Source organism: Bacillus benzoevorans, from assembly GCF_014207535.1.
GTDB lineage: Bacteria > Bacillota > Bacilli > Bacillales > Cytobacillaceae > Bacillus_BD > Bacillus_BD benzoevorans.
On record NZ_JACHGK010000005.1, the window covers coordinates 106,138 to 129,729 of the forward strand.

Annotated in this window: 24 protein-coding genes; 18 read left to right on the plus strand and 6 right to left on the minus strand. The window is 38.8% G+C overall.

All coding sequences use genetic code 11. The features are described 5' to 3' along the window. Positions 1-4 precede the first annotated feature (4 nt). From trpB to HNR53_RS09220, 5 genes are all read left to right on the plus strand, one after another. The gene (gene trpB / locus HNR53_RS09200; RefSeq protein ID WP_184525148.1) at positions 5-1,171 is read left to right on the plus strand and encodes a tryptophan synthase subunit beta; all 1,167 of its coding nucleotides are present in this window, start codon (positions 5-7) and stop codon (positions 1,169-1,171) included. Positions 1,172-1,332: 161 nt separating this feature from the next. Next, a complete protein-coding gene (locus HNR53_RS09205; protein WP_184525150.1) occupies positions 1,333-1,575 on the plus strand; it encodes a hypothetical protein in 243 nt (80 codons plus the stop codon). A gap of 220 nt (positions 1,576-1,795) precedes the next feature. Further along, positions 1,796-2,557: an IclR family transcriptional regulator gene (locus tag HNR53_RS09210; RefSeq protein ID WP_184525152.1), complete on the plus strand. Its 762-nt coding sequence runs from the start codon at positions 1,796-1,798 to the stop codon at positions 2,555-2,557. Between the two features lie 462 nt (positions 2,558-3,019). Continuing rightward, positions 3,020-4,378: an MFS transporter gene (locus HNR53_RS09215; RefSeq protein WP_184525155.1), complete on the plus strand. Its 1,359-nt coding sequence runs from the start codon at positions 3,020-3,022 to the stop codon at positions 4,376-4,378. 244 nt (positions 4,379-4,622) lie between these two features. Next, positions 4,623-5,264, plus strand: coding sequence for an alpha/beta hydrolase (locus tag HNR53_RS09220; RefSeq protein ID WP_184525157.1), 642 nt, complete (start codon positions 4,623-4,625; stop codon positions 5,262-5,264). 119 nt (positions 5,265-5,383) lie between these two features. Here HNR53_RS09220 and HNR53_RS09225 read toward each other — a convergent pair whose 3' ends face one another. Next, positions 5,384-5,806, minus strand: a complete 423-nt coding sequence (locus HNR53_RS09225; RefSeq protein ID WP_184525408.1) for an OsmC family protein — start codon at positions 5,804-5,806, stop codon at positions 5,384-5,386. A gap of 254 nt (positions 5,807-6,060) precedes the next feature. On the opposite strand from HNR53_RS09225, the gene HNR53_RS09230 reads away from it, so the two are divergent. After that, positions 6,061-6,258 carry a YwbE family protein gene (locus HNR53_RS09230; RefSeq protein WP_184525159.1) on the plus strand — a complete coding sequence of 66 codons (198 nt, stop codon included), beginning with the start codon at positions 6,061-6,063 and terminating at the stop codon, positions 6,256-6,258. 44 nt (positions 6,259-6,302) lie between these two features. Here HNR53_RS09230 and HNR53_RS09235 read toward each other — a convergent pair whose 3' ends face one another. Next, the gene (locus HNR53_RS09235; protein ID WP_343065312.1) at positions 6,303-7,055 is read right to left on the minus strand and encodes an alpha/beta fold hydrolase; all 753 of its coding nucleotides are present in this window, start codon (positions 7,053-7,055) and stop codon (positions 6,303-6,305) included. A 317-nt stretch (positions 7,056-7,372) separates the two neighbouring features. Here HNR53_RS09235 and HNR53_RS09240 point away from each other — a divergent pair, with 317 nt between their 5' ends. After that, positions 7,373-8,197, plus strand: coding sequence for a transporter substrate-binding domain-containing protein (locus HNR53_RS09240; protein ID WP_184525165.1), 825 nt, complete (start codon positions 7,373-7,375; stop codon positions 8,195-8,197). A gap of 413 nt (positions 8,198-8,610) precedes the next feature. On the opposite strand, the gene HNR53_RS09245 is transcribed toward HNR53_RS09240, so the two are convergent. Together HNR53_RS09245 and HNR53_RS09250 are read right to left on the minus strand one after the other, a co-directional pair. Further along, positions 8,611-8,907 (minus strand): hypothetical protein, encoded by a 297-nt coding sequence (locus tag HNR53_RS09245; RefSeq protein WP_184525167.1) that lies wholly within the window; start codon positions 8,905-8,907, stop codon positions 8,611-8,613. 96 nt (positions 8,908-9,003) lie between these two features. Next, the gene (locus HNR53_RS09250) at positions 9,004-9,897 is read right to left on the minus strand and encodes a glycosyl hydrolase family 18 protein (protein WP_184525169.1); all 894 of its coding nucleotides are present in this window, start codon (positions 9,895-9,897) and stop codon (positions 9,004-9,006) included. Positions 9,898-10,253: 356 nt separating this feature from the next. Here HNR53_RS09250 and HNR53_RS09255 point away from each other — a divergent pair, with 356 nt between their 5' ends. Continuing rightward, positions 10,254-12,203: an oxidoreductase gene (locus tag HNR53_RS09255; RefSeq protein ID WP_184525171.1), complete on the plus strand. Its 1,950-nt coding sequence runs from the start codon at positions 10,254-10,256 to the stop codon at positions 12,201-12,203. 105 nt (positions 12,204-12,308) lie between these two features. On the opposite strand, the gene HNR53_RS23395 is transcribed toward HNR53_RS09255, so the two are convergent. Then, positions 12,309-13,520, minus strand: a complete 1,212-nt coding sequence (locus HNR53_RS23395) for a polysaccharide deacetylase family protein (RefSeq protein WP_184525173.1) — start codon at positions 13,518-13,520, stop codon at positions 12,309-12,311. Between the two features lie 326 nt (positions 13,521-13,846). Between HNR53_RS23395 and HNR53_RS09265 the strand changes: the two genes are divergently transcribed. The 10 genes from HNR53_RS09265 (at position 13,847) to HNR53_RS09305 (ending at position 21,735) form a co-directional block, all read left to right on the plus strand. Then, positions 13,847-14,614 carry a GNAT family N-acetyltransferase gene (locus HNR53_RS09265; RefSeq protein WP_184525175.1) on the plus strand — a complete coding sequence of 256 codons (768 nt, stop codon included), beginning with the start codon at positions 13,847-13,849 and terminating at the stop codon, positions 14,612-14,614. A 204-nt stretch (positions 14,615-14,818) separates the two neighbouring features. Next, positions 14,819-15,637, plus strand: a complete 819-nt coding sequence (locus HNR53_RS09270; protein WP_184525177.1) for a PGN_0703 family putative restriction endonuclease — start codon at positions 14,819-14,821, stop codon at positions 15,635-15,637. 107 nt (positions 15,638-15,744) lie between these two features. Further along, positions 15,745-16,695 (plus strand): L-lactate dehydrogenase, encoded by a 951-nt coding sequence (locus HNR53_RS09275; protein WP_184525410.1) that lies wholly within the window; start codon positions 15,745-15,747, stop codon positions 16,693-16,695. A 335-nt stretch (positions 16,696-17,030) separates the two neighbouring features. Further along, positions 17,031-17,603 carry a sulfurtransferase TusA family protein gene (locus tag HNR53_RS09280; protein ID WP_184525179.1) on the plus strand — a complete coding sequence of 191 codons (573 nt, stop codon included), beginning with the start codon at positions 17,031-17,033 and terminating at the stop codon, positions 17,601-17,603. Between the two features lie 158 nt (positions 17,604-17,761). Next, positions 17,762-18,157: a DsrE/DsrF/DrsH-like family protein gene (locus tag HNR53_RS09285; protein WP_184525181.1), complete on the plus strand. Its 396-nt coding sequence runs from the start codon at positions 17,762-17,764 to the stop codon at positions 18,155-18,157. A 25-nt stretch (positions 18,158-18,182) separates the two neighbouring features. Continuing rightward, the gene (locus HNR53_RS23400) at positions 18,183-18,308 is read left to right on the plus strand and encodes a hypothetical protein (RefSeq protein WP_281391777.1); all 126 of its coding nucleotides are present in this window, start codon (positions 18,183-18,185) and stop codon (positions 18,306-18,308) included. A 48-nt stretch (positions 18,309-18,356) separates the two neighbouring features. Beyond that, a complete protein-coding gene (locus HNR53_RS09290) occupies positions 18,357-19,490 on the plus strand; it encodes an MBL fold metallo-hydrolase (protein WP_184525183.1) in 1,134 nt (377 codons plus the stop codon). Positions 19,491-19,526: 36 nt separating this feature from the next. After that, a complete protein-coding gene (locus HNR53_RS09295; protein WP_184525185.1) occupies positions 19,527-19,754 on the plus strand; it encodes a sulfurtransferase TusA family protein in 228 nt (75 codons plus the stop codon). 75 nt (positions 19,755-19,829) lie between these two features. Beyond that, on the plus strand, positions 19,830-20,615 hold the full coding sequence (locus HNR53_RS09300; RefSeq protein ID WP_184525187.1) for a sulfite exporter TauE/SafE family protein: 786 nt from the start codon (positions 19,830-19,832) through the stop codon (positions 20,613-20,615). Positions 20,616-21,006: 391 nt separating this feature from the next. After that, on the plus strand, positions 21,007-21,735 hold the full coding sequence (locus tag HNR53_RS09305) for a CAP domain-containing protein (RefSeq protein ID WP_184525189.1): 729 nt from the start codon (positions 21,007-21,009) through the stop codon (positions 21,733-21,735). A 134-nt stretch (positions 21,736-21,869) separates the two neighbouring features. Here HNR53_RS09305 and HNR53_RS09310 read toward each other — a convergent pair whose 3' ends face one another. Further along, a complete protein-coding gene (locus tag HNR53_RS09310) occupies positions 21,870-23,522 on the minus strand; it encodes a sensor domain-containing protein (protein ID WP_184525191.1) in 1,653 nt (550 codons plus the stop codon). Positions 23,523-23,592 lie beyond the last annotated feature (70 nt).

A 23,592-nucleotide genomic window follows, 5' to 3' on the forward strand; every position in this document is an offset into this window, starting at 1 on the left:
TTTAATGGCTAGCACTGGCGCAGAAAAAAGAGGATATTTTGGAGAATTTGGCGGAAGTTATATTCCTGAACAGCTTCAAGTGGTAATGGATCGAATTGAGGAAAACTTTTTGCGATATAAGGATGATCCTGAATTCCAATCCGAATTAAATTATTATCTGAAAGAATATATTGGACGTGAAAATCCGCTTACATTTGCTGAAAATTTAACGAAACAATTAGGCGGAGCAAAAATTTATTTAAAAAGAGAAGATTTAAACCATACTGGCTCTCATAAAATCAACAACGCTCTTGGTCAAATTCTATTAGCTAAAAAAATGGGGGCTAAGAGAATCATTGCTGAAACAGGAGCAGGACAACATGGTGTAGCAACTGCCACAGCCTGTGCCATGTTTGGGATGGAATGTGTGATTTATATGGGAAAAGTGGATACGGAACGGCAGGAGTTAAATGTTTTCCGGATGGAATTACTTGGAGCAAAGGTTGTTCCGGTCGAAAAAGGACAAGGCCGTTTGAAAGATGCGGTGGATGTAGCTTTAATGGATTTAATCGAAAATTATGAGACAACCTTCTATTTAATTGGTTCGGCAGTAGGACCGCATCCATATCCATCTATTGTCAAACACTTTCAATCCATTATCAGTGCTGAATCGAAAAAGCAGATTCTTGAAAAGGAAGGTAAACTGCCAACAGCTGTTGTGGCATGTACAGGCGGAGGCAGTAATGCAATTGGTTCATTTGTTAATTATTTCGATGATAAAGAGGTCCGCTTAATTGGCGTTGAACCGGCGGAAGCACCAACATTATCGAAAGGAGTACCAGCTGTTCTGCATGGATTTAACAGCTACACTTTATTGGATGAAAACGGTGAGCCAAGTCCGGTATTCTCAATTGCTGCAGGATTAGATTATCCAGGCGTCGGACCTGAACACAGTTATTTAAAGGCAAGCGGCAGAGGTGAATACGTAACGGTAACCGGACAAGAGGCCCTTGAGGCGTTTCAATTATTATCAAAAGTTGAAGGAATTATTCCCGCTTTAGAAAGTTCACATGCTGTTGCTCATGCTGTTAAGCTGGCAAAAGAACTGTCCTCGGAAGATGTGATCATCGTCAATTTATCTGGTCGTGGTGACAAAGATGTGGATCAAGTGCATGAAATGCTAAAGAAATAATGTTTCTTCCTCATTCCGGAGGAATTTATGAAAAATATTTGAACAAGACAGGGGAAGACCGTATTTTGTGACTTTTGCTATACTTTTGTGAGCCATCTTTATGTTACTCTTACATTAATATTTATGGTTTATATTATGTAAGATGATATGGAGGGTTTTGAATGAGTTGCGGATGTACAAGCAGATTAAAAGATGGCAGGGAAGTAGTGGATCACGTAAAGGGTAAAGGGAAAGATAAATTTGCACCTGCAGTTGCGCATGAAATTCATTGTGAATGCGGCGAAACCTTTACCCTAAAAACGGTAATTATGAATTGTCCAAAGTGTGAAATGACTTATGCTGTAACGCCTTGCGGTTCGGATGATTATAACAATATTAAGAAGGCGGGTATCAGTTACGCATAACAGAAAAAATGATCGCTTGATTTTATAAAAAGCAAATCCCTTTCACGTAAAAGTGGGATTTGCTTTTTTTGTTAGTGTTTTAATGGAGAATCTTCATTAATATAGTGGACGGTTTAATCATTGCCTATTAATATTAAACTAAAGAAAAGATTCTATATTTTACTGAACACATGAAAAGTGATGAAGGTTAGCTGATCACTGTTAACGGAGAGGATTAATAATGAATAATGAAAAAAATCATACTATGATACAGTCGCTTCAGGTTGGAATGAGCATTGTTGATATCATTGCAGCGAAAGAACAACCCTTGAAATTTTCTGAGATTCAGGAACTGACCCACATAACCAAAAGTAATTTATATAAGTATTTAAATACTCTCACTCATTTGCAGCTATTGTATCGCGATAAAAGGAGCGGGGCCTATATGCTTGGGAGCAAGATTATTGAGTATGGGAGAAGTGCGATTGGACATCAAGATATCATTGCTACCGTAACACCATTTTTACAGGAGCTTGGACAGGATACATCACTAACAGTGCTATTAGTTATAGAAAGTCCAAACGGACCAGTCGTAGCAAATATCTGGAATACAAACCATATGTTTAATATCGGGGCGCAAATAGGAACACAGCTGCCGATTTTGTCAGCAACAGGAAAGGTATTTTCAGCTTTTCCAACATCCTATATCATACAGGATTGGAAGAAAAGAGAGTTGGATAAATTAACACTTGAGGAAAAGACAATGCTTGCTAAGGAAGAGCAGAAGCTGATCATGAATGGTATTTCTTTGTCTAAGGAGGCTCTGGTGCAAAATGTAATCTCAGCAGCATCGCCAATATTTAATTATAATATGGAATTACTCGGGACGATTACCCTTGTCGGCTTTTTACCGTTTTTCGAGCAAGATGAAAATCATGCAGCCAGCCAAAAGCTGATAGAAGCAGCAAAGGAAGTTTCCCATATATTTGGTTATCAAGAATAAGAACTTAATATGTAATAAAGGAGATTAATGAAGGAGGTATTACTTCATTAATCTCCTTTATTTTTTGCACTTTTCGTACGGTAAATGGGAAGGGTTATTCTCCTATATAGGAGGAAATGTAAGAATGAAAGAAAACAATATATTTACAATGAAAATATAGACAAAATATTGACAATTATCTGAAAATAAATTATTTTATATATAGAGAATATAGTTATCCAATTATGGAAAGTATCATGATCAATACGCCTATTTTAAATGGCGGCCAACGAGAAAGGGGAAACGATAATGATGTTAGTAATCATAGATGGATAAATGTAATTGCTTGTAATTATCTGAATTTTCAGTAATTAATGAAAAGCAATATTTCCACTGCTGACTCTAAAATCATGAAAATACAGCAAAGAAGGCGGGAAATTACCATTGCTGTAAGAAAATTGAATATTGAAGGGATGAATGGACTTGGTCAAGATTAATCCAACTGCAATCATTACAAACAGTAAGTTTAATAAATTCCATCTAAGTTTACTGCTATGGAGTCTCATTATCATTATTTTTGATGGATATGACATTGTCATCTATGGTACTGTCGTACCTGTATTAATCGAGGAATGGAATTTAGGTCCAGTTGAAGCAGGTGCATTAGGGAGTTATGGGTTGTTTGGAATGATGTTTGGTGCTATTCTTCTTGGAATTTTGGCAGATGCCATTGGCAGAAAAAAAGTGATTATACTTTCCCTTTTCCTGTTTAGTCTGTTTACATTCTTATGCGGATTTGCGGATAATCCAACGATTTTTTCAACTTATCGATTTTTAGCAGGTTTAGGACTCGGCGGGATTATGCCAAACGTAATTGCTTTACTAACTGACTATGCACCAGTAAAAATTCGAAGTATGATTGTATCCATCGTTTTGTGCGGTTATTCGATTGGCGGCATGCTGGCGCCTCTATTAGGGATTTTTGCTATGCCAAAATATGGATGGCAATCCATTTTCTGGTTCGCTGGTCTTCCTTTGTTATTACTTCCTTTATTGCATAAGATGCTGCCTGAATCGGCAAATCACTTAATTAAAAAGGAAAAAAAGGGACAGCTGTTAGAACTTCTTTCTAAAGTGAACCCAGATTTAATATTCGATCAACAGGTTGAAATAGAAGAAGTAAAACAAGAAACGCCAAAGGTGCCTGTTATCGGATTATTTAAAGAATCCCGTGCGCTTAGTACAGTTATGTTTTGGGCGGCATTTTTCTCATGCTTACTGATGATATACGGTTTGAACACTTGGCTGCCTAAACTGATGATGAATGCTGGATACGGGCTTAATTCCAGCTTAATCTTCCTGATAACTTTACAAGGAGGAGCAATTATTGGTTCACTGGTCATCGGCCGTCTTTGCGATAAATATGGCTTTAAAAAGATGTTGATTCCTCTTTATACCTTAGGTGCTGTAAGTCTGACACTTTTGGGATTTGGCGGTAATATCGTCTTTATCTATGTCCTAGTGGCACTTGCCGGCGCATCCACAATTGGAGCACAAAACCTTATCCAAGCATATGTCTCACAGTATTATCCGCCACATACAAGATCAACTGCACTTGGTATGGCATCCGGAATTGGAAGAATGGGGGGCATGATGGGACCGCTTTTAGGCGGTATTCTTTTAGCCCGTGCCTTACCAATTCAGCTAAATTTCATTGCCTTTGCCATACCGGGTATCATTGCTGCGATTGCTTTATCACTTGTTTATAAAAAAGCAGGACATGATGATCAACAAAAGAGAAAGAACGAACTGACAGAGAGTACGTTTCAACAAAATGCATAGAAGAAATTCAGAATGGGGAAGACATAAAGCCGGGTTCCATGGTTATAATAAAATAGGGATAAAAGCATAAGAAAATGGCAAAAGAAGTTGTTTCATACAGCTTCTTTTTTCGTTCTATTAAATTTTTTATACAATGGCATGAAACGGTGATAGAAATATTATTTAATCAAAATATATTGTGAATTATAATCGAGAAATATAGAATATTTAGTGATAAGTTTGTTTTTACCGGGAGGTACGTTACATGAATTGTCCATTTCAATACACAATCCTATTACCAGAAAATATGGATAGGGAAAAGACATATCCTGTCATATATGCTTTACATGGAATTGGTTATAACGAACAGTTTATGGTGAATTTACTGAAAGATCTGCAGGATGAAGCGATCATAATTGGAATTAGAGGAGACCTGCCGTTTAAAAAAGGATATGCCTACTATTATTTAAAGGGGTATGGCATTCCGGAACGGGATTTATTTTTTACAAGTATGGCGAAAATCATCGATTTTATCGAATATTCCGTCCATACCTATCCGATTGACCCGAAGCAAAAATATTTCATTGGATTTAGTCAGGGGGCCATTCTCAGTACAAGTCTGGCATTAGTATTGGGTAATTCTGTCAAGGGTATTGTCCCAATGAACGGCTATATTCCCGATTTTCTCACTGAGGTCTATCCGCTAAAATCCATTGCCCATTTGTCTGTTTTTATTTGTCAGGGATTAAACGATCCTATTTTTCCATTAAAGGTTGGACAGGAGAGTTTTGCCTATTTCCGCGAACACGCAGCATCTGTGAAATATTCAATCTATCCGGCTGAACATGAAATTACGGATAATACTGCAGAAGATGTAGCTGCCTGGCTGCGGCGACAGTTAAAATAGCGGCAAAAACAGAGATAAAAACGTTAGAAGTAGGTCAGGAAAAATATGGCGGGATAAAAAGTTCTGTAGGGAATCAGTTCTACAGAACTTTTATTTTTAGCACGTTGTTTCAAGCTTTATTATATCAATATTTCTTTGCTTCCATTGATTGAATACCCAGCAGTTATTTCCGCATTTAAAGAATGAGCAACAGAACAGTATTTATCTTTTGAAAGCTGAATCGCACGAACAACCTTATCTTCAGGCAGATCCCCTTCAAGGGCATAAAGAATGTGAATGTTTGTAAACCGTTTCGGATGTTCATCCGCGCGGTCTCCTTTTACTTCCATATGGAAAGAAATAGGCTCAAGCTTCATTTTTTTTAAGATCGAAATAATATCAATCCCTGTACATCCTGCCACCCCATGCAATAGCAATTCTGTCGGTCTGGATCCAGTATTTTCTCCTCCAACTTCCCCAGAAGCATCCATCCTTACTTCATGGCCAGAGTCACTAACCCCCGTAAACGCCATTTGTCCATTCCACTTAACAGTAGACTCCATCATCATCAACCCCTTAGACACAGTGATGTCCCTATATTTGTCGAACAAAGATTGTTGACAAGTGTTTGTTGTTTGGGACCAACTATTATTATAAACATTTTCCAATATATAAATAGTGAAATACTTGAATAAATCTCCTTTTTAGAGCTAAAAAACTGAAAGTGAAGAAAAGAAAAGAATGATTGGTTTTTTTCGTTGTTTTCACAGAAATAATGTTAAAATAAAGCAAAAATAAATGTTAGAGGGGAATCATTATGCCGGGAACAAAAAGAAGTAACATCAAACCAGGAATCAAAGTAAGGATCGTCCAGAAACAGGATCAGCGCAGTGGAAAATTAACAGGAGGTGTCGTGGCAAAAATATTAACAAATTCAGCAACACATCCTCACGGAGTTAAGGTGATGCTCGAGAACGGAATCGTCGGCCGTGTAAAAGAAATCCTGAACGATTGAAGTACGAACAGTTTTTCCGCTGTTCGTACTTCAATACCACAAACTTATGCAGTTCTTACATTTTGCAGGAAAGACAGCACCTTGTTATTAAATTCTTCCTTCTTTTCAATGTTTGAAAGGTGGCCGCATTTTCTTAATATAAATAGCTCGGAGTTTGGCAGCAAAACATGCGTTTGATATGCGCAATAAACGGGAGTCACTTTATCCTGATCGCTTCCAACCACTAAAACAGGTATTTTAAAAAATGGCAGGAAGGGAAGATAATTTCTAGATAAAGAAGATTTGGAGGAGCTTATGTACGTTATTTTATTAATAAAAAAAGTTTCTTCAGCTCTTCTCATTAACGCTAAATCCTTTTGATTATAAATACATTTGGCAGCAAAAAGTTTTGTATTTTCTTCGTTTGTTCTGTTCATCACACTCGAGGCCCCGAGATAGAGGACGATGCCTCTCAACCAAAAAGGTGCATAGGAGAGCGAGTTACAGATGATTAATGAATTAACAAGGGAAGGTCTCCTTAAATACAACTCCTGTGCGACAATGCCACCCAAAGATAAACCGCAAACATGAACCTTTTCAATTTCAAGAAAATCTAACACCTCAAGAATATCCGTAACAAAGGCACGAATGGAAATATCAGTTGATAAAGGTGAATCCCCATGCCCTCTTAATTCAGGGATTATTAAACGATAATGTTCTGCTAATTGATGCTGTGAATTCCACAATTCTATCGTATTTCCCAGACCGTGAATGAATAAAAGCGGTTCACCAGATCCCCGTTCGATGAAATGAATAATAGTAAGTTCTCCTTTCTATAAGCAGAGCTTAAATATATCGAATACAGCAGATGAAAAATGATTTTTCTGCAATAAAAAAAGGGTTACCAATTTTTCGAAATTTGATACCCCTTTTCACTATTAAATATTTAGGGCAAATAGCAAGCTGGCATTATTTTTTAATAATAATTTAGGGAAGCATTCATAATGACATGCAAATTCCCAATAAAATCCAATGCTTAATAATAGAAAAATGGAGATTTTATTGATATAGTTATAATAGATTGAATATTTTAAAAATAACATGTACATATAATGTTGGTCGGAGGCTATGTTTCGTGAAAATATTTTCAAAATTTAGTTTATTCGTGTTGTTATGCTCTATTTTCCTTCTTACAGCTTGTGGCCCGAGTGAACCAACAACGGGTGAAGCAAAAGAGTTAGATGAAGACAAAGTAACTCTTCGCGTTGTAACGGATGCAGCCTATACTCCATTTGAATATCTCGAAGGCGATGGCATTAAAGGTTTCGATATTGATTTTGTCAGAGCCGTTGCAGAAGAAGCAGGTTATAATGTAAAAATTGAGCATGTAAGCTGGGACCCGCTTTTTGAGGAGATTGAAAATAAAGATGCCGATCTCGCGGTATCCGCCATTACGATTAATGAAGACCGAAAGCAAACGTATGATTTTTCAGTTGCGTATTTTTTATCAACCAATAAGATTCTTGTTCTAAAGGACAGTGATATTAAAAGCGGGGAAGATTTAGAAGGAAAAGTCGTTGCGGTCCAGAATGGTACAACAGCAAAGGAAACAGTTGAAGCCATCTTAGGTAAAAACAACCAGGATATCCGCAAGTTTGAAAATAATAACCTGGCGATTCAAGCACTGTTAAACGGGAAAGCTGATGCTGTTGTCGCAGATAATACAGTTCTCGAGGAATATGTGAAAAAAAATCCTGAAAAGGATTTAATGGTCATTACGGATAAAAGCTTTGCAGAAGAACATTACGGTTTCATGTTCCCGAAAGGCAGTGGACTAAAGGAGAAGATGGACAAAGCTATTGATGATCTTTTCGACAACGGTTCTTTTACTGAAATTTATCAGCAATGGTTTGGGACCAAGCCGGATATTGAATATTTAAAAGAACTGCAAAATGAATAACTCTGAATTGAGGATGACTCAAATGAATGGGACCAAACCAGGCAAAAGGAGCAGGTCCATTGAGTCATCCTTTATTATTCTTGTAAGGAAATGTATGCCTGCCGCCATTATTTCCTTATCATTGACCCCACGGCATACAGTGAAACTTATTCCCTGCAAAAGACCATTCACATATCGGATGATTAATATAAAAGAAAAACACAGATACTAAAATGAATGGATCTAAAGGAGGGCTGCAGGAATGGAACAAAAAAATCTGAAAAATGTTAAGACGAAACCAAACGGCAAGTCCGTTAAGAACCCTATCGAGGTTCAAGGCGGCTTTTATTCTAAAGCACAAAAGAAAAAATAAACGAAGAAAGGCAGCCGGTTGACTTTTATCCTGGCTGCCTCTTAAAGCTTCATGTTTTTCGTTATTTCCGCTTCTGCATTTCTTCACTGACGACAAAAGCAAGATCGTCATTTCCAAATAATGATAAAACTCCAAGCAAAGTTTCATTTCGAATTTCACCAGCTTCTTCTTTCGGAACTGTTAATTCGATTGCTTCTTTTAATGCTGGGTTTTTACTTTGCGCGGGATAAGCCCGAAGGTAGACTTCCTCAGGGTTGAGATCACGATTTATACACCACTGAGCAAAGACTAAAATCATCATTTTTTCATCGCGTTGATAATTCGCAATGATTTTATCCTGTAAATCTTTTTGATCCATATTCATTCTCCTTTTTGCAACTGGCTAATTAAATTATACAAGCAAATGGAGATGAATGAAAAAGATAATCAAGGGCTAGCATTTCCTAATAATCTTCTATTTTAAAACATATTGTGCGTTAAGTACTTCTGCAATGGTACTCGTCATACTGTATTCACCCGAAGCATCATGACCGGCCTCCCATAGCATCATTCCTCCAAAACCATGGTCGAGAGCGAGTTGTGTTTTCTTTTCAACAGTAGACTCTCCATTATAATAGTACGTAATTCCATTTATTTGAACGGTATCATTCACAGCGTTTGCTGGATTATTTTCAATTATGTCAGCATAGGATATTTGTTTATGATCCGGTTTTTCCGGTTGTGCATAAAACGGGACTCCTAATACCAGTTTTTCCTTGTCCAGTTGATGTGCATTAAACAACTCGCTCCAGTAGTTTACGATATTTTCCGCATATGAATATGGCGATAAATGAGCAGCGTTATAGCCGCCATCCCATTGACCGTCATAAGCCATAATATTAACATGGTCAACCTGTTCAAACATAGAAGAATCATAGACAACACTTGTAACCTCTGTTCCTGAGGAACTATGAACCTTCGCATACACTGCAATGGATACCTCTTTATTTTTACTATGGAGACTCTCGCTTAATTCTTTTGTAAAAGTTGCCAGACTTTGTGCTTCCTCAGTTGAACGGGGGTGTTCAAAATCAATATCAATTCCGTCTAAATTCTCACGCTCCGTGATACTGAAAAGTTCCTGTATGAGTTTCGCACGGGAGGCGGGATTCATGATTGCTTGTTTAAAGTAGGGATACGATTCGCCTCCCCAAATATGAAACCATCCGCCAACAGCTAATATCGCTTTTGTATCATGTTGATGGGCCAGTGAAACCATTTTTTTCAGATTATTTAAAGCGCGATCGCCATTTAGTAAGAAACTGCCATCCGGGAGGGGATGAGCAAAGGAAAAAATGACGTGCGTCATATCTGAATAATTAACTGCTTCCGGATCACGGAATTTTAGTTTACAAGTAAATTGTATTTCAATTGAAATATGTGTGAACTAATCAACATGATCAGAGAATTTGTTGAGTAACTCTACAAAAATCAGTTTTCTATCGATTGATACAGTTTTTGTAAACCCATACAATTATAGTAACATGATAGTTTTTTATATAAAAAGGCGGTATGAATTAAATCTATAAAAGGAAAAGGATGAAGGGGAGGTAAAAATATCAAATTAACCAGTGGAACAAAATACGTAAAATCCAAGGTAAATATATTCACATATTAGTTTTCCAGGCTTGACGATTCGATTACTTTTCTAAGGAGAGGAAAATAATGATTAAGAATCTATTTACGCCGATGAAGATTGGAGCATTAGAAATACCAAACAGATTCGTTGTCCCACCTATGGTAACTAATTATTGTAATTCGGACGGTACAACAACTGAAAGATATATTTCCTACTACGAAGCCCGGGCTAAAGGCGGCTGGGGTCTAATTATTACAGAAGCATGTGCAGTTGATCCGCGCGGCAGAGGATTTTCCTTTATGGCGGGACTTTGGAATGACAGCCAGATTGATAGCCATCGTGCACTGACGAAGAATGTCCACAAGTATAAGACAAAAATCTTTTTACAAATATTTCACGCGGGCAGACAAACAAGCAAAAAAGTGATGGATATGGATCCAGTTGCCCCATCACCGATTCCTTGTCCGGTGAAAATGGAAATGCCCCATGAGTTAACGGTAGAGGAAATTCATGACATTGTAGAAAAATTTGGTGATTCAGCTCTAAGGGCGAAAACTGCAGGTTATGATGGGGTTGAAATTCACGGGTCACATGGATTTTTAATTGCAGAATTTATGTCCTCTTTTTCCAATAAACGGACGGACCAATATGGTGGGTGTTTATCGAACCGTTTGCGGTTTCCATTAGAAATTATTGAAAATGTACGCTCCAAAGTCGGTCCCGATTTTCCGGTAGGCTTCCGCATTTCTGCCGATGAATTTGTAACCGGGGGAAACACCATCGTTGATACGAGAGCGATGGCTCCTATTTTAGAAAATGCCGGAATTAATGTGTTACACGTATCTGCAGGCTGTTATGCCAGCACGGATAAATTTATCCCCCCTTCAGCTGTCCCGCATGGAAACTTAACCCATTTAGCAGCTGAAATGAAAAAAGTGGTTAATATCCCGGTCATTTCGGTTTCTAGAATCAATGATCCGATGATTGCGGAATCGCTGCTTGCGGGAGGAATCGCGGATTTTGTTGCCATGGGACGTGCTTCACTTGCCGATCCTAATTTACCGCGGAAAACAGCTGAATCAAAGTTTGCTGAAATTAGGATGTGTATTGGCTGTGAACAGGGTTGTTTAGAGCGGTTGCGTGCAGATGAACCGATTCGCTGTCTCGTGAATCCAAAATTAGGAAAGGAAAAGGAATTGACGATACAACCAGCAAAAGAAAAGAAGAAAGTCTTAGTTGTCGGCGGAGGACCGGGCGGCATGACAGCAGCCATTGCTGCAGCAGAGGCAGGACATGAGGTTTCACTATTTGAAAAGAGTGACCGTTTAGGAGGGCAGTTCTACTTAGCTAGCATTCCCCCAGGAAAAGGGGAATTTGCCAGCTTTATTCATTGGCAAATCAATCAAATGCACAAGCTTGGGGTTGAAGTCCACCTTAATACAACAGCAACACTTCATTTAATTGAATCAAAAGAACCAGATGAAGTCATTATCGCAACGGGTGCCAAACCAAAAGTTCCGCATATATCTGGAGCACATTTACAAAATGTTATTTTCTCATTCGATGTGTTAAGCGGAAAAGAAGAAGCCGATCAAAATGTCGTTGTTATCGGCGGAGGTTCAGTCGGAGCAGAAACAGCCAATTATTTAGCTAATCAGGGGAAAAATGTAACGTTGGTTGAAGTGCTGCCAAAAATTGCAATTGATTATGAACCAGGACCAAGAAAATATTTATTGGAAGAATTAGCGGACAAAAATGTAACAGTTCTTGTTAATTCAAGAGTGCATTCGATTAAATATAATGGTGTATCAGTAGAAAGTGGCGGAATCGATAAAATCTTCATTCCCGCTGATTCCGTTGTTTTGGCAATGGGTGCTAAATCAGACAGAGAATTGGCATCTAAATTGAAAGACAAATCCTATCACGTATCTGTAATTGGCGACGCTATCAAAATCAGAAAAGCTCTTGAAGCCATTGAAGAAGGCTACCTGACCGGACTACTCGTCAGCTCCCTGAAAAGCGTCGAAACTCTATGATGTATGGTTTGGTTTTGATAGTTTAAGTGAAAAGCCTGCCCTTATATAGGGACAGGCCTTTTTGCGGCGTAACAATCTATAGTTTTCGTTTATTTGCATAAACCTTTAGTTCAGCACCTGGCTCAATGTAACAAGCTGGTAGCTTTGTTCCTGCAATAGAGGAATAGCCTGGTCAACAGCTGACGGGGTGTTGATTCCGCCGATGTGCATTAGAATGATGTCCCCGTTGCTGGCTCCTGTTTGAATGCGGGACACAATTACATCTGCAGAGGGCTGCTGCCAGTCGATGGTGTCGAGCGACCATTGGATGCTGTACTGATACCCGGCACTGCTGACGGCTTTTAAAGCAGATTGATTATAGGAACCGTAAGGAAAGCGGAAATAGGGGGCAGGCGATACTCCTGTTGTTGATTTGATAATTTGTTCTGCCTTCTTTATATCTTCGACAAATGTACTGCTGCTGACTTGTACCGCATCCGGATGTGAGTAAGAGTGGTTTCCAATTTCATGTCCTTCATTCACGATTCTTTTTGCATATTCAGGGAATTTTTCTACCCATTTTCCGGTTAAAAAGAAGGTTGCTTTTACATGATGTTTTTGTAAAATATCTAAAATTTGTATTCCGGCAATATCGCTTCCTGCATCAAATGTTAAGGCAATTTCCCGTTGCTGCAGGTTTCCATGGCTAATCATCATGGACGCTGGACCTGTTACAGGACGTTGTGGTTCCGGCGCTGGTTCCGGATCCACAGGAAGTGCAGGCTCATTGTTTTTGCCATACAATTTTAACACTTGTCCTATATAAATGATATCAGATCTCAGGTTGTTCCACCGTTTAATGTCCGATATCGTCACATCTGCCCTCTCCGCTATGGACCATAATGTATCGCCGCTAATCACCGAATAATTCACGCTGCCATTTGCAGGAACCGCGATCTTTGCGGAAGGGGCCGGTGAAGGATCGCTAGGTTCAGGGGCAGTTAGTTCTTCTTTCTGTTGCGGAAGAACTGGTTCTGTTGGTGGAGGAGCAGGGGACCCCGCCGGCTTATCTTCATTCTGTTCTTTTTCCTCCACAGGAGGCTTTTTCTGCTTCGCTACCTTTTCTTTCTCAGTTACAATTGACTCGGTTTTTTCATCAGCTTCGAAACCAAAGTTTGACAAGCTCCAATCTGTAACCGAAATAAGAACAATGCATGCAAGCAGACTCAGGGCTGAAAGAGAGAAAAATATCCATTTCTTTTTTGTTTTTCGAAAAGTCCCTGCCAAGAGAAAGATGAGAAACAATAATAGTGCAGTAATAATCAAGTATGCCGGCATAATCACTTCCCCCTTGTAATAAATAATGTCGAGAAATAACGGTGGAAATACGAATCGAGAAAAGGTTAAGGTTTGAAAGAAAATATCAAAATGGGAGACTAGAAACCATTTCCATACAGCTTTTTGAGAAAAAAGTTCGTAAATGACGCTTTCAGCAATAACAAGAGGAATAATATCTCTATAATAATTATACTATATGAAAAACCACCAACGTATCTGAAACTATGTCAATATTCGGATAATCATAGTTTTGGACAATATAAAATCTGCTTTCCTGCTATAATCCACTTGCATTATAATAACAAGAAGGATAGAAGGAGAAGCCAATGAAAAAGATAACCTTTCAAAATCTTTACCGTCCGGGTAAAGTGGTGATCGATAATGAATTCTTCACCCATTTTCATGCCCCCGAAACGAATCTGCTATATGATTACAATGATATCCAGTTTAAAACAATGCCTACCGTACCTGAATTTATCTTGGCAGAAGAATATTTACAAGACTTTCATTTCAGGCATCAACAAAACCATCTAAAGTTCTGTTTTCCGGATAATGAACCATTGTCTCAAGAAATAATCGTCTATCTAAGCAGCAGCGGGTATGGCAATTGCTTAATGGAGCTTTATGGAATTCACCCGGAGCAATTCCCGAAAGCAGATGAAGTGCCGGAAATCAACATCCAGCCTGTTACGGAGGAACAGCTGCAAACCTACTTAGACTTCGAATATGAACAGGATGTCAAGTACGGGACAGGATTCGCTGAAGAAAAGCAGGGGCATTATAGGAGAAGTTTCCAAGACGGTAGAATGATGCAGCTGCTTGCCTATTATCAGGGAATGCCGGCCGGTTCTGTCGTTGTGATCATTTCAGAAGAAATTGTTGAATTAGACAATTTGATCGTACTTGAGTCTTTGCGCGGCAAAGGAATTGGTAGCAGACTGCAGCAATATGTCATGAATCACTTTGCTGAAAAAATAATTATTCTTGCAGCAGATGGATATGACACCGCCAAGAAAATGTATCAGAAACAGCATTATCAATTTCTTGGATACCGCTATGAAGTGCTGAAGATTTGTTGTGAAAAGGAGTTCTAGGAAAACAGTAGCAAAAGACCCCGCGGAGACTTTCGCAGGGTCTTTTGCTGTACATCAAACCTCCAACTTCCGTTCTTAAAAAAGTTCCTCAACGAAACAAGAAGGAAAAGGGATCTGCATTGTCGAATACTGTGCTGTAAAAATAACCTTTTTGCAGGAAAAATACCGTGTGTTAAAAAGAATACCGAAACGGGAGGGAGCAGCATGAAATATAGCGAAGCTGTCAAAAATCACTTGTCAGATTACAAAAAGGAAGAACTGGGTGTGTACGAAAACGGAATATGGAAGCGGAATGACAGACCCTATCCGCATATCCTGCCGCCAGAACTATGGGGCTTTAATTTATTAGAGAACTATAGAAATGACTTAATCCGCTACATTGAAGCTAATGACATCCATCTTCATCAAGATTTTCATCATTTAAATTCCTCACAGGCCGTCTGCTTAAACTTTTTTTATCCCATTATCGCTGAACAAAAGAATGATATGCTGCTAGAGATTCTGCAAATTGAAAATGAAACCATAGAAGATTGGACATTTGAAAAGGTTCTATGTCCAAAAGAAGGAACCAGCTTTGATTTCTATCTTAAACTCCAATCCGGCCGTCAGATTTTCTTTGAAATAAAATACTCAGAACAGGAATTTGGCAAAGCGAAATCAATTGGAAAATATCGCAGGAAATACGAAGAAATTTATAAAAATCGCCTTCATGGAAAAATAAGTTCCGAATTGAACGAATATGATGAATTAATCCGGCATTATCAGCTTCTGCGGCACATCTCTTATATAGATGCCGCAAAAAATCATTTGTTTATCACCATTTGTCCTCAGGATAATCATAAGATTATTCAAGAATACAACGATGTCCTAAACGATTGTCTTGTCCCTGAGCTTCGGTCAAAAGTACGTCTGCTGACATGGGAATCCCTTGTCTTGAAACTCAACCCTTTGCTTTTAGCAGATAATGCACCGCTGCGTATGCTTCATCATTACAGCCAGTTTGAAGATAAATATTTGATATAGGGATGTGCTGTTTTTACTGAGAAAAGGTTAATGATTATAAATATTCTTTTAAAAGGGAATGTCGGGGCTTTCTTAAGGAATCTAAATCAGAAAGGACCGGATTGGCTATGGCGATTGGCAGAAGTAAGGTAGTTGTCGTAGGGACAGGGGCTGTTGGTTCTACAGTGGCCTTTGACCTTGTGAGAAACCATGTTTGTGATGAATTGATACTGGTAAACCGCACGAAGGAGAAAGCTTGGGCAGAAGCAGTCGATCTGCAGCATTCCCTTGGCTACAGCGGGCAAAAGATGCTCATCAAAGATGGAGTGTTTGGAGACTGCGGCGATGCCGATATTGTGGTTATGGCTGCTGCACCGCCCTATATTAAAGGGCAAACACGACTCGATGCACTGGAAAAGTCGGCTGCAATCATGGAGGACATGGTTCCAGTGATTATTAAAAGCGGCTTTTCCGGGATTTTTATTGTCATCACCAACCCGGTGGATTGTATCAGCTACTATATTCAAAAGCTTTCAGGCATGCCGCCGAGCAGGGTAATTGGTACAGGTACTGCCCTAGATTCGGCGCGGCTGAAATATACGATAGCTGATATTATGGGAGTTGATCAGCAAAGTGTACATGCGATTTGCATGGGGGAACATGGCGAATCCCAGCTTATTCCTTGGAGCCAGATTTCGGTTGGAGGCAAGAGGTTTTTGGATATTATCCATGATAATAAAAAGCTGTTTGAAAAATTCAATCTTGATCATTTTGCGGATAATATTAAAAAGGTAGCCGACCGAATTATGCTGGCAAAAGGGGCCACTACTTTCGGGATTGCCGCGACAACCGTGCAAATTATCAAAGCTATCCTCCATAACGAAAATAAAGTGATCCCGGTGTCTGCCATGCTGAATGGGGAATACGGTGAAAAGGATGTCTATGCCGGTGTACCCGCCGTTCTCTACAGTCAGGGAATCAAGGAACTGGTGGAATATCATTTGCTAAAGGAAGAAATGGCGGAACTGAGAAAATCAGTTGCAATTATCAGGAAATATAATCAGAAACTAAAAATATAATAGCAGGGACGAAAAATTCATTTTTCATAAAGTAAAGAATTTCATGCTTTTTTCTCGTCTGATTAGAGCCTATTCTCTATCAGGCATTTTTTGATCCGATGAGAAGGGGAATAATTCGTCTCTCAAGATTCCTGCTTGAATACATATTTTTGTAATCATTCGATTGACAATCATTCATTTGTATTTTAATATATACCCATAGTGGTAATGGTAATTGGTGCGATAAATAGATTTCTAAAAGAAAGCACCGAAGTTGCTACATGTAATATTTTTAACGTAAAGAACTATGTTTAGCTTCAAAAATACCCTATATGGTATAATAGAAGGAGGTCTCCATGATTAAAGCAAATGATGTCTTAGACGCAAAAGGGTTGGCCTGCCCGATGCCAATTGTCAAAACAAAAAAGGCTATGACTGTTTTAGAGGCTGGTCATGTATTAGAGGTTCAAGCGACGGATAAAGGCTCAAAGGCAGATATGAAAGCTTGGGCAGAAAGCACAGGTCATCAATACTTGGGAACGATTGAAGAGGAAGGTGTATTAAAGCACTATTTAAGAAAATCTTCTACAAACAATGAACCAGTTGAAAAAAAACATCCGAAAATTACAACCAATGAAGAATTGGAAACGAAATTAAACACCGATGAACCCATTGTCGTGTTAGATGTAAGAGAGGCTGCAGAATATTTATTCAACCATATTCCGAAGGCTGTTTCGATTCCTTTAGGTGATTTGGAAGATCGTTTGCAGGAGTTAAATAAGTGCGATGAAATTTATGTCATTTGCCGTACTGGCAGCCGCAGTGATCTTGCAGCGCAAAAGCTGGCTGAAAGCGGATTTATAAATACTTATAATGTTGTCCCTGGTATGAGTCAATGGTCTGGCGAAACAACAGGTATACAAAAATAAAGATTTCACTAAATTACTAGACGGCGTAGCTTAGATAGTATGTGAAGCTTTGCTTCACTCATGAGTTAGAATGAATTTTGTACGTATGAAAATTTTAGTTTTGCGGCTTTTTAAGCCTTTGATGATAAACATTTTTAATAATTAGGAGGAAATCAATCATGAGTAAAAAAGTAGCAATTATCGCAAGCAATGGCGGTTTATTTGATGCATATAAGGTGTTTAATATCGCAACGGCAGCAGCAGCAACAGAACAGGAAGTGGCAGTTTTCTTCACATTTGAAGGTTTAAATTTAATTCATAAGGAAGCAAACAAACATCTGCCAATGCCTGAGGGAAAAGAACAATATGGCGAAGGGTTTGCGAAGGCAAATGTTCCATCGATTCCTGAATTAGTGGAAATGGCACAGGATTTAGGCGTTAAATTCATCGGCTGTCAAATGACCATGGATGTAATGGGTTTAACCGAAGCTGATTTCGTTGACGGCATTGAAGTAGGCGGAGCTGTAACATTTTTAGAATTTGCCACAAATGCTGCTGCCACTCTTACATTTTAAAGAAGCACTGAATCAAGAGATGATTGTGGGTAACACCATTCAAACAAAAGCTCTTGGTGCACTGGAGTTTAGTTTGTTTCTCAACCAAAGTAAAACCAATCAAAATGGTGCACCGGGACTTGCGTTTGCGTTAAACGACTCATTACAATGATAAATTGAAATTTTTTTAGCTAAAAATATACCATAGGGGGTAAGATGGATGGCGGTAAAAGAAATGACTGCATCTGAAGTTGTTGAAAAGGTATTGGGAAAAGAAAACTTATTTATCTTTGATGTTCGAAATGAAAGTGATTTTCATGATTGGAAAATTGAAGGAGAGAACTTTGTCTATTTAAATATCCCTTATTTTGAATTATTGGATGGTATAGAAGAAGTAAAAGATAAACTACCGGTTGATAAAGAAATCCTCGTGGTTTGTGCCAAAGAGGGTTCATCAAAAATGGTGGCGGATATGCTTGATGAAGAAGGGATTGACACAGCCTACCTAAAAGGCGGGATGAAATCCTGGAGTGAACAATTATATAAAGCAAAAGTATATGAAGATGTCGACATTCAAGTTTATCAGTTTGTACGTGTCGGGAAAGGCTGTTTATCTTACATGATTGTTTCCGGTGATGAAGCTCTAATTGTTGACCCGGCCAGATTTACAAACGAATACATGGAAGCGGCAAAAGAAAGCGGCGCGAAAATTACCCATATTGTTGATTCTCATTTACATGCCGATCACATATCCGGCGCTAAAGAGCTCGCTGATGTAACAGGTGCAGGCTATTATTTAATGAAGAGTGAAGGCGCCGTGTTTGATTTCTTGCCTTTCGAGGATCACGACAGAATTACGTTCAAAAATGTGGAATTAGAAGTATTAGCCGTGAAGACACCTGGCCATACACCTGGCAGTGTATCCTTCTTTGTCAATCAAAAGCTTCTTTTCTCAGGCGACACGATCTTCATCAGCGGACTTGGCCGACCGGACTTAGGCAATAAAGTACGTGAATGGGCAAATGATTTATATGACACAGTCTACAATAAAGTTTCTGAAATTGCTGATGATGTTATCGTTTTGCCATCCCATTATGCGGACTTTGATCTAGAAATAAACAAAGCAGGCTTTATCGGCGACACATTAGGAAATATCCGCAAGCGCAATGAGAAAATGTTCAATGCCACTCGTGAGGATTTTCTTAATGATGTAGAAAAATCGGCAAGCTCTATTAAACCGCCAAATTTTGAAGACATTGTCGCGATTAATAAGGGGATTCAAGATGCCGACAATGAAAGGCAGCAAGAATTGGAGATCGGTCCAAACCGTTGTGCTGTGCACCATACTGAATGATAGATGAGAACAACGAATGCTGAGGAGGAAGTAAAGATGAATGCAGATAAAATACTAGACGCTAAAGGGTTAGCCTGCCCAATGCCGATCGTAAAAACAAAGAAAACAATCGATCAACTTGAATCAGGGCAGGTGCTGGAAATTCATGCGACAGATAAAGGGGCAAAAAATGATCTTGCTGCTTGGTCAAAGTCCAGCGGGCATGAATTAGTAAAACAGGATGAAGAAAATGGTGTTTATAAATTTTGGGTGAAGAAAGGCTGATACAGTGAATAGAGTCTTACGCAAGAGTCGGGCTCTTGATAAGACTCCCTCACTAAATGCTAGGGGGGAAACACAATGGACTTTGCATATATTATAACTATTTTCTTAATCGGATTTATTGGTTCTTATATATCGGGAATGGTCGGGATTGGCGGTTCCATTATTAAATATCCGATGCTGCTTTATATCCCTTCTTTTCTAGGGGTAGCGACGTTTACGGCACATGAGGTTTCGGGAATCAGCGCGGTACAGGTGCTATTTGCAACCATTGGCGGTGTTTGGGCATACCGAAAGGATGGATATTTAAATAAGCAATTGATCTCCTACATGGGAATTAGCATATTAATTGGAAGCTTTGTCGGCGGTTATGGATCAAAGCTGATGTCTGAGGGAAGCATCAATGTTGTCTACGGTATTTTGGCCGTTATCGCAGCAGTGATGATGTTTATCCCGAGAAAAGGTTTGGATGATCTGCCAATGGATCAGGTGAAATTTAACAAATGGCTTGCTGCTTGTTTATCATTAATCGTGGGTGTCGGTGCAGGAATTGTCGGTGCGGCTGGTGCCTTTTTATTAGTGCCAATTATGCTGGTTGTCCTGAAGATTCCAACGAGGATGACGATTGCTTCCTCATTAGCCATCACTTTTATTTCATCGATCGGTTCTACCGTTGGAAAGGTGACGACTGGTCAAGTAGATTATTGGCCTGCATTCATTATGATTATTGCTAGTTTAATCGCTTCTCCATTAGGAGCAAATGCCGGAAAGAAAATAAACACAAAAGTGCTTCAGGTTATCCTTGCCTTATTAATTTCCGCAACGGCGGTCAAAATATGGATTGATATCTACCATATTATCTAAATGGTTTAATGGAAAAAGCCGTAGCGAATAAATTTGATCCCGGTATGAACACCGCAATAAAATCTGTTAAATATGATATATTGCAACAAAACAGGTCATCATTTCGTAAAGGTTGTAAAAAAACAACAGGGGATAAAAACCTGTCAACCCAAGATTGTTGGTAATATACAGTTCCATTGGAGATAGTTTCCGTTTATGAAAAAGATGGAATTATGGCGCTATAATCCTGATTGGCTGCTGTCGCAATGGATGAAAGGATTTTTATTCTTTTTTTCATATGATTTTGTCGCAGAACGAATATGATGTTAAATTCTTCCTGAAATATGACGAAAAAACTCATGCTATGATGAGGGTGAAGCAAAACAGAAGCATATTTTAGGGAGGATATCGAATGAAAAAGAAATTTGTTTTTTCTGTACTGGCGACTGCATCACTTCTTTTTGTATCAGCCGGAGCTAATAGTGCGGAAGCTGCTAGTTATTATACGACAACAAAAAAAGTTTATGTCTATCAAACTAGTAATCAGAATATTTCTAAATACTATCAATATCTGCAAAAGTATAATCAAAATTGCCAGATTCAGTGGAATAACACAAATAACTGGACTGTAGTGCAAAAGCCAAATGAAACTCCAGTGCAGCAAGAACCTGTACAAAAGCCTGCTGAAACACCAGTGCAAAAGCCGGCATCACAGCCACAAGCACCGGTAAATAAACAAAGTGAAACACCTGCCGTATCACAATTAAGTGCTTTTGAACAACAGGTCGTTGATTTAACAAACCAAGAACGGGCAAAAAATGGTCTTCCCGCGTTAAAAGTGGATAATGGATTAAGTAAAGCTGCCCGGGCAAAATCAGTTGATATGCAAACAAAGAATTATTTTAGCCATACAAGCCCAACTTACGGATCTCCATTCGAAATGATGAAACAGTTTGGAGTTTCATACCGCGGTGCCGGAGAAAATATCGCCAAGGGACAAAGATCTCCACAAGAGGTTGTGAATTCTTGGATGAACAGCCCGGGTCACCGTGCTAATATCTTAAATAATTCCTTCACTCACATCGGAGTAGGGCATGCAGCAAATGGAAACTATTGGACACAAATGTTTATTGCGAAATAAAAATGACTGGTAACTTCAAAATACACTTTGGTTGGTGTAAGCTATTGAGAATGATATAGAAAGGCTGTCCTAAAAGTCATGGTATGGACTTTCGGGATAGCCTTTTCGTTTGTCAAAAACCTTCAAAGGTCTAATCAGTTCAATTCTTGTAATAATTTCTCTAATTTTGCTGGTATGAGCGGTTTGGAAAAAATATAGCCCTGCACAGTATCGCATGCCTGATTGGTCATTTCCTGCAGCTGTCCGACTGTTTCCACCCCTTCAGCAATCACTTTCATGTCCATAGAATGAGCCATTGTAATGATCGAACTGGTCACCAGCGGCAGTTTTCGATTGGTTTCAATTTCTTTAATAAAGGAACGATCGATTTTTAATATATCAATCGGCAATTTGACTAAATAACTTAAAGATGAGTAACCAGTGCCGAAATCATCAATTGATATATGCAGCCCCATGTCTTTTAATTGATGCAGAATTCGAATCGCTCCGTCAACATTTTGAAAAATCATACTCTCCGTTATTTCTACTTCCAGCCACTTAGGTTCCAGCCCAATTTCCTGCAAAATGAGTCGAATGGTTTCAGGCAGATCTCCTTGTGTCAATTGAACTGCGGAAAGATTAACAGCTATTTTCAAAGGTTTATAGCCGCGGTCCTGCCATTCTTTATTTTGTCTGCACGCTTCTTTAAGAACCCATTCACCAATTTCCATAATTAACCCAGTTTCCTCTGCGAGAGGAATAAAATCATTGGGAGAAATTAAGCCAAGATCAGGGTGATCCCAGCGGATCAGTGCTTCTACTCCAGATATCTCATCTTGCTGTAAATCAATCTGAGGCTGATAAACCAGGGAAAATTGATTATGACAAAGGGCCTTTCGTAAATGGTTTTCTAGGACGAACTTCTCATACCCTCTGGCGTGATCCTCTGCTTTAAACCACTTGATTTGATTTTTTCCGTGTTGTTTGGCTCTGTACATCGCAATATCAGCGTTGGTAATTAAGGATTCAGGGTCGTCGCCGTCCAAAGGATAAAGACTTATCCCGATGCTGGCCGTAATCCGAATTTCCTGATTGAAAAGATGAAAAGGCTTGGATAGAGTTTTCAGGATCCTGTTTGCAATTTCTTCAGTTTCTCTTTTCGTTATAATATCCGGCAGCAGGCAGACAAATTCGTCACCGCCTAATCGAGCAACAATATCTTTATTCCGTAATACTGCTTTCATTCGTTGTGCAGACATTTGCAGCAATTTATCTCCATATTTATGTCCAAGCGTATCATTAATAAATTTAAACCGATCCAAATCGACGAAGAGGATGGCGGCATCTTTTTCTCTATCTGCTTTTTGCATAAATGATTTATAGAGACAGTTTTCAAAACAGCGGCGATTCGGAAGACTGGTTAATGGATCTTGATAGGCTAAAGGATGGATTTCTTTATAAATATAGGCATAATAAGAAACTGTTTTTGTCCTATGCAGCGGAACTGTTTCTAAGCGAAGCCGTTTCAAATTTCCGTTTTTTAGCTTCAGTATGATTTCACGCTCATGATTTTCCTCAAAAGTTGAATCTGTACTGCTTGGTAAGGGCAAATAATCACTTTGCGGCAGGTGGATAGAATGAATGGGCTTATTTCGTAAATCAATCTCTTTATAGCGGGTTTTCTTCTTAAAAGCAGGGTTTATTTTTATCACCTGTTTATTCTCATTTACAAGTACCATTCCTTGACTATAGAACTGGAAAAACTCCTCAAAAAGAGGTGAGTCCATATGTATAATTTCTTTATTCAATATTACATCCCCACCCAAAAAGTTTTTTTGTGTTAATAAAAAGGAAAATAGTCACGTCTTCACTTAGTTT

Bases quoted from the DNA above. Each gene is read 5' to 3' on its own strand.
- trpB (WP_184525148.1), top strand. From the start codon at position 5: ATGGCTAGCACTGGCGCAGAAAAAAGAGGATATTTTGGAGAATTTGGC.
- HNR53_RS09205 (WP_184525150.1), top strand. From the start codon at position 1,333: ATGAGTTGCGGATGTACAAGCAGATTAAAAGATGGCAGGGAAGTAGTG.
- HNR53_RS09210 (WP_184525152.1), top strand. From the start codon at position 1,796: ATGAATAATGAAAAAAATCATACTATGATACAGTCGCTTCAGGTTGGA.
- HNR53_RS09220 (WP_184525157.1), top strand. From the start codon at position 4,623: ATGAATTGTCCATTTCAATACACAATCCTATTACCAGAAAATATGGAT.
- HNR53_RS09225 (WP_184525408.1), bottom strand. From the start codon at position 5,806: ATGGAGTCTACTGTTAAGTGGAATGGACAAATGGCGTTTACGGGGGTT.
- HNR53_RS09230 (WP_184525159.1), top strand. From the start codon at position 6,061: ATGCCGGGAACAAAAAGAAGTAACATCAAACCAGGAATCAAAGTAAGG.
- HNR53_RS09245 (WP_184525167.1), bottom strand. From the start codon at position 8,907: ATGGATCAAAAAGATTTACAGGATAAAATCATTGCGAATTATCAACGC.
- HNR53_RS09250 (WP_184525169.1), bottom strand. From the start codon at position 9,897: ATGACGCACGTCATTTTTTCCTTTGCTCATCCCCTCCCGGATGGCAGT.
- HNR53_RS09255 (WP_184525171.1), top strand. From the start codon at position 10,254: ATGATTAAGAATCTATTTACGCCGATGAAGATTGGAGCATTAGAAATA.
- HNR53_RS23395 (WP_184525173.1), bottom strand. From the start codon at position 13,520: ATGCCGGCATACTTGATTATTACTGCACTATTATTGTTTCTCATCTTT.
- HNR53_RS09265 (WP_184525175.1), top strand. From the start codon at position 13,847: ATGAAAAAGATAACCTTTCAAAATCTTTACCGTCCGGGTAAAGTGGTG.
- HNR53_RS09270 (WP_184525177.1), top strand. From the start codon at position 14,819: ATGAAATATAGCGAAGCTGTCAAAAATCACTTGTCAGATTACAAAAAG.
- HNR53_RS09275 (WP_184525410.1), top strand. From the start codon at position 15,745: ATGGCGATTGGCAGAAGTAAGGTAGTTGTCGTAGGGACAGGGGCTGTT.
- HNR53_RS09280 (WP_184525179.1), top strand. From the start codon at position 17,031: ATGATTAAAGCAAATGATGTCTTAGACGCAAAAGGGTTGGCCTGCCCG.
- HNR53_RS09285 (WP_184525181.1), top strand. From the start codon at position 17,762: ATGAGTAAAAAAGTAGCAATTATCGCAAGCAATGGCGGTTTATTTGAT.
- HNR53_RS09290 (WP_184525183.1), top strand. From the start codon at position 18,357: ATGGCGGTAAAAGAAATGACTGCATCTGAAGTTGTTGAAAAGGTATTG.
- HNR53_RS09295 (WP_184525185.1), top strand. From the start codon at position 19,527: ATGAATGCAGATAAAATACTAGACGCTAAAGGGTTAGCCTGCCCAATG.
- HNR53_RS09300 (WP_184525187.1), top strand. From the start codon at position 19,830: ATGGACTTTGCATATATTATAACTATTTTCTTAATCGGATTTATTGGT.
- HNR53_RS09305 (WP_184525189.1), top strand. From the start codon at position 21,007: ATGAAAAAGAAATTTGTTTTTTCTGTACTGGCGACTGCATCACTTCTT.